Here is a 6,236-nt window from a genome sequence, read left to right on the forward strand (position 1 = left end):
TTTTACAGCTCCTCTTCCTCATATGGTTGTATCCAATCATGAAAGAATTCATTCAGCAGCTGATAATGATGTTCCAATTCCCGCTGATCTCCGTCATGTGTCGTTAAATATTCAATCCGTTCGTATAGACTGCGTATTTCCTGTTTCTGTTCCTCCGAAAGTGCCTGTACATCCAGTACTAAAGATGAGTTCAAATCCTTCGGCTCCAGTTTCTTCAGATCCTTACCATATTCCTTATGGGGATTTGCCATCAGCTCCTGCGCTCTATCGCTGAGGAAGTAAGCCATGAAAAGGTCTGCATCCTCTTCATATTCCTCATAAAGATAAATGCCGATCAACTGGTCTAGATGGCGGACATTGGTTTTATTTCGGACAAACTGTATATGCTTCCGGTTGAACACACTTACCAAAATAGGCGCTGCATCCAAAACAGGATACCGGTACCAAGGCTTGCGGGAGCGGATGAGATGACGCTGATCAACTCGATGGGCCTTTCCATCCTCCAGATACTGTACCAGTGCATGATTCTCTAATTGTTCATCATCTGCGTACAGCAAAAGCATTTGTTCGTCATTTTGCATGAGCTGCTTGTAATCAATGTACGTAAAAAAGGGATTCTTTAATTGAGCTGATTTAGAAATACAAGGCAGAAAATGCTGCTTGCCAATGTTCCACTGGCGCATCTTGCTATTGTTGAAGCAGAAATATTGATTTGATCCAGTTTTTATACCGTGTTTAGCAGCAGCAAAATGGTTGAGCGACTGTACGTTTTTGAAGCGTTTTTGGTCTTCCTGGTAGAAATGCAATCTCCACTTATCAGCGGGAACCAAATCCTGCCGATGATGAATGATACCGAGAGGCTTGTTCCTATCCGATAACATATATGCTGCTGCCTGCTGAAGCTCTTCATTGGATTGCGTACGGATAAACTCAATCGTATCACTTCTATTTGACTTATCGAATAACAGCAGAGAGCTGGTCGTCGCCGCTCCTTTGAACCAACCCATTTGAATATCGGTGTTAATGATTAATTCCAGGCTGCTATCTTGCAGAAGATATTCTTTTATTTTCGTTCCATACCTGGCATTCAAGAAGTCTGACGGTACAATAAACGCAGCGCGTCCATTTTCATCTAATTGATGCAGAGCTTTCAGTATAAATAGACCGTACAAATTAGTATATGTAGAAAGCGAAACGCCCATATTCTGCCGGAATAAGTTTAAGTAGATCTCCTTTTCATCTTCGTTTCGGAAAGGAATATAAGGAGGGTTGCAAATAATGCCGTCATACGTTTTGTCCCAGCCATCCACAAGAAAATCATGTTTATACAACTGAATAGATGAATGGGATGAGAAAAAGTCCCTGTTAGCTTCCAGAATCTTTAAGTCTTCATCGTATGCATCAATATCATATGTAGTTGGTATATCTTGGACTAGCTTCCCCAGACCGACAGCAGGGTCAAGCAGCCGAGTGCCTTGGAGATTATGCAGCACCCATTGTTTCATTATGTCTGCAATATTATCGGGAGTGAAATACTGGCCATAATGCCGACGGTGGAGCGCAGAACTCCTATTTAAATATGATTCTTCCAATCCATACTCTTCCAACAGGGAACACCTCCTAAAAAAATAGGTAAAAACAACTAGATTCATTGTATTACATATCCAACATAGTTTTCCAGTAAAAGGAGGGGATATTGACGAAAAACCTTATATAAAGCAGAATTCAGCCAAAGTTAACTCTTCTAATTTGCAGTTATGCTGGCTGGTTGATAGACATGGAGGAAAAGGAGTATAATACAACCAGTGATAAAAAATGACAGCATGTGTGCAAAAGGGGTAACGGACATGAAAAAAGCATTAACAATTGCAGGCTCAGATTCCTCTGGCGGAGCTGGTATCCAGGCGGATCTGAAGACGATGCAGGAATTTGGCGTATACGGAATGTCTGCTGTGACGACTATCGTAGCAATGGATCCTTATAATAACTGGCATCATAATGTATTCCCAGTTGATGTGAATACAGTGAAAGAACAGCTGAACACGATTGTAGTAGGAGCTGGTGTTGATGCGGTGAAAACAGGAATGCTAGGTTCTCCAGAAATCATCGAATTGGCTGCAAATATGATCAAAGAAAACAACATCCCGAATGTAGTCATTGACCCGGTTATGGTATGTAAAGGTGCGGATGAAGAGTTGCAGCCGGAAAACACAGTTAGTCTACGGGAGAAACTGGTCCCGCTTGCGACTGTCATCACACCGAACTTGTTCGAAGCTGCTAAACTGGCCCAAATGCCATTGATTCATTCTGTGGAAGAAATGAAAGAAGCTGCGCAGAAAATTCATGCGCTTGGTGCAAAATATGTCCTTGTAAAAGGCGGCAGCAAGCTTGAAATAGATAAAGCGATTGACGTGCTTTATGACGGAGAAAGCTTCGAAATTCTTGAAAGTGAGAATGTCGATACGACTTATACGCACGGTGCTGGCTGTACAAGTTCTGCAGCTATTTGTGCACTGTTGGCCAACGGCAGCAGTGTGAAAGAAGCAATTTATGAAGCGAAGACATTCATTACAGAAGCGATTCGCGGAGGATTCCAGCTTAATCAATACGTAGGCCCTGTCAATCATGGTGCCAGAAAGACCATGCCACAGCAATAAGCAGGGATGGATAAGGAAAAAGCCGCCTGTACGGGCGGCTTTTTCCTTGTCCGGGAAGGAGGAGCACATGCGAATTTTTAGTGTAGAGAATCTTACAAAAACATATGGAGATAAACAGCTGTTTCAGGAAATTGAATTCCATATTGAAAGCCGAGATAGAATCGGTTTGGTAGGTGTCAATGGAACTGGTAAGTCGACATTGCTGAAGGTCCTGGCTGGTATCGAAAGTTCAGATAGCGGAAACATCGACCACAGCAAAACATTTCAGCTGGCTTATTTGGCTCAGGAGCCTGAACTAACTCCAGGTAAAACCGTGCTGGAGGAGGTTTTTAGCGGGACAAGTCCAATTCTGCAGACAATTCGTGCATATGAGGAAGCTCTCTCAAGCTTGGAGCAGGAGCCGGATAATGCTAAGACTCAAAATCGGCTGTTTACCCTTCAAGCTAAAATGGATGCAGAAGATGCATGGGATGCAAGTACTCAAGCGAAAACAATACTGACGAAGCTTGGGGTCGACTATTATACGGCTTCTGTCGATACTCTATCAGGCGGTCAGCGAAAGAGGGTAGCGCTGGCGAAGGCACTTATTCAGCCTGCTGATTTGTTGCTGCTGGATGAGCCGACAAACCATCTGGATAATGAGACAATTGAATGGCTTGAAGGCTATTTACCTAGCTATCCTGGAGCTATCATGCTCGTCACACATGATCGGTATTTTCTGAACCGGATAACGAGCCACATCTTTGAATTGGAGATGGGCAGTCTTTATCGATATGAAGGAAACTATGAAACATATTTGACGAAAAAAGCAGAGCGGAAAGCTCAGACGCTTCTGGATCAGGAGAAGCATCAAAATACATTGCGCCGGGAACTTGCGTGGCTGCACCGCGGAGCGAAAGCTCGGACAACCAAACAAAAAGCACGGATCCAGCGGGTAGAACAGATGAAAGAAACCAAATTCCAGACACAGGATAACGAGTTGGATCTCCAGGTTGGAGCCGCCCGTTTAGGTAAGAAGGTGCTGGAGGCAAGAGACGTAACGGTTCAATTCGATGATAAACCCTTATTCAGTCACTTCGATTTCCTCTTCAAACCAGGTGATCGTATCGGTATTATCGGTCCGAATGGAAGCGGGAAGACATCTCTTTTGAATACACTTGCCGGCAGAGTACAGCCGACAGCAGGGGAAGTGGAGACTGGAGAGACTGTTAAGCTGGGGTATTATACACAGCTGCAGCAGGATATGGACCAGCAGCTGCGCATCATTGATTATATTAAGGAAGTAGCAGAGGTCATCCATACCGCTGATGGAAACATCATTACTGCAGAACAGATGCTGGAGCAATTCCTATTCCCGCGGAATCATCAATATACGTATATCCATCGTTTGTCTGGCGGAGAGAGAAAAAGACTGTATTTGCTGCGTGTCCTGATGCAGGAGCCGAATGTCTTATTTCTTGATGAACCGACCAATGACTTGGACACGGAAACATTAGGCATTCTTGAAGATTATCTAGATAGCTATCCGGGTGTCGTTATAACGGTTTCCCATGACCGGTATTTCCTTGACCGCGTAGTGGACCAGCTAATCCTTTTCGAAGGTGGAGGAGCGGTCTCAACGTTCTATGGCAACTATAGCGAGTACCGGGAAAAAGTTCAGGAACAACCGAAACTACAGCAGACAAAGCCAGAGCCAATTCAAGAGCGAAAAGAAAAGAAAAAACAGAAGCTATCCTACAAAGAACAGCAGGAATGGAATTCAATAGAAGATGAAATTGCTGATCTGGAAGAGCGACTGGAAGCATGTGCCGAAGGGATAACAGAGGCAGGCAGTAACAGTGAGCGTGTCCAGGAACTGTTTACCGAACAGCAGGAGCTGGAACAGCAACTGGAACAGAAGATGGAGCGTTGGGAAGACTTGTCCTTGCTAGTAGAAGAAATAGAAAAGCGGAGGTGACCGTCTAGAAACGGAGCGGTAAGTGAGAAAGCCCGGAGTGGGCGCTTTAACCCACGCAGGGATTTATTACTTACAGCGCAGTTTCTGGTCACCGCAGCTAGACAACAATAGAAAAGTGTAAGAAACCGGTTAGAAACGAAGCGGTAAGTGAGAAAGCCAAGAGTGGACGCTTTAACCTCACGCAGGGATTCATCGCTTATGCCCAGTTTCTGGTCTTTGAAGCTAGACAACATCTGAGGCATATTTCGTGCCAATTTGCGCATACTTTACTAGAATGGAAGAATAGTCTGAATTCAAGGACGGGAAGGATTGATTCCAATGCCGGATAAGAAATTATTAGAAAAATATGCAGAGATCGCCTTACGTACAGGTGTAAATATTCAAAAGGATCAGCCACTACTTATCATGGCGCCGATTGATGGTGTGGAATTTGTCCGTTTGATTGCGAAGCGTGCTTATGAACTGGGCGCAAGTGAGGTACATATCAATTGGTCAGATGATACACTCATGCTTTTGAAATATACGCATCAATCCGAGGAAGTGCTCACAGATATCCCTGATTGGCTTGTAGAGCAGCGTGCTTATTATATGAAAAAGGGTGCAGCACTTCTGCAGATCCGCTCCACTGACCCTGATCTTCTCAAAGATGTGGATGGAAACAAAGTAGCGCAAGCAACGAAAGCTACTGCGCAAGCATTGCAGCATCTTCGCCATTATACAATGAACGATATCGTTCCGTGGACGATTATAACTATTCCGACAGACGCCTGGGCACAGAAGATCTTCCCAGGGAAATCAGCCGAGGAAGCAACGAAGCTACTTTGGGACTCTATCTTCAAAATTGTCCGTGTTGATCAGGACGATCCGATTCAAGCGTGGAAAGAGCATAATGCTACGCTGCATAATGCCCGCGACGTTCTGAATGGTAAACGGTACAAAAAGCTTCACTTTAAATCTGAAGGGACCGATTTGAAGATTGGCTTACCAGAAGGTCATATTTGGAAAGGTGGTTCTTCTACTACCGAAAGCGGCACTGAATTCAATCCGAATATGCCGACTGAGGAAGTGTTCACGATGCCGCATAAATACGACGTTGATGGAACTGTTACAAGTAAAAAACCATTAATTTATGATGGAAATACGATCGATAACTTCACACTTACCTTCAAGGAAGGAAAGGTTGTTGATTATAAAGCCGAGGTAGGACAGGAGACATTGAAGCATTTGCTGGAAACAGATGAGGGAGCTTTGCGTCTTGGAGAAGTTGCATTGGTACCGCATGAATCTCCAATTTCTCAGTCTGGTCTCATCTTCTACAATACACTGTATGATGAAAATGCTTCCTGTCACGTTGCTTTAGGAAAAGCTTATCCGACTACACTGGAAGGCGGAGCTTCCATGAATGCGGAAGAGCTTGATAAGCATGGAGTTAACGACAGTCTGACACATACTGATTTCATGATCGGATCAGCAGATCTATCCATTGATGGTATTTTTGCAGATGACTCATCCGAGCCCGTTTTTCGTGACGGTAGCTGGGCAATTAAGTTCGACTAAATAAAAAGAGGCTGGGACATAACTAAATTCCCATTACTTAAAACCGAATGTTATTCTTGAGCGCC

Annotated in this window: 4 protein-coding genes; 3 read left to right on the top strand and 1 reads right to left on the bottom strand. The window is 44.1% G+C overall.

Going from position 1 to position 6,236, the window contains the following annotated elements; translation table 11 throughout:
* Positions 1–2 precede the first annotated feature (2 nt).
* Complete coding sequence (locus AE2B122_RS06340) at positions 3–1,607, bottom strand: class I SAM-dependent DNA methyltransferase (RefSeq protein WP_175073410.1); 1,605 nt, start codon at positions 1,605–1,607, stop codon at positions 3–5.
* A 240-nt stretch (positions 1,608–1,847) separates the two neighbouring features.
* On the opposite strand from AE2B122_RS06340, the gene pdxK reads away from it, so the two are divergent.
* The 3 genes from pdxK (at position 1,848) to AE2B122_RS06355 (ending at position 6,171) form a co-directional block, all read left to right on the top strand.
* Entirely contained in the window at positions 1,848–2,657 is an 810-nt protein-coding gene (gene pdxK, locus AE2B122_RS06345; RefSeq protein WP_095268256.1) for a pyridoxine/pyridoxal/pyridoxamine kinase, read from the top strand.
* Positions 2,658–2,724: 67 nt separating this feature from the next.
* Positions 2,725–4,614: an ABC-F family ATP-binding cassette domain-containing protein gene (locus AE2B122_RS06350; protein WP_095268257.1), complete on the top strand. Its 1,890-nt coding sequence runs from the start codon at positions 2,725–2,727 to the stop codon at positions 4,612–4,614.
* A gap of 318 nt (positions 4,615–4,932) precedes the next feature.
* A complete protein-coding gene (locus tag AE2B122_RS06355; RefSeq protein ID WP_175073411.1) occupies positions 4,933–6,171 on the top strand; it encodes an aminopeptidase in 1,239 nt (412 codons plus the stop codon).
* Positions 6,172–6,236 lie beyond the last annotated feature (65 nt).

Source organism: Terribacillus sp. AE2B 122, from assembly GCF_902497585.1.
GTDB lineage: Bacteria > Bacillota > Bacilli > Bacillales > Amphibacillaceae > Terribacillus > Terribacillus saccharophilus_A.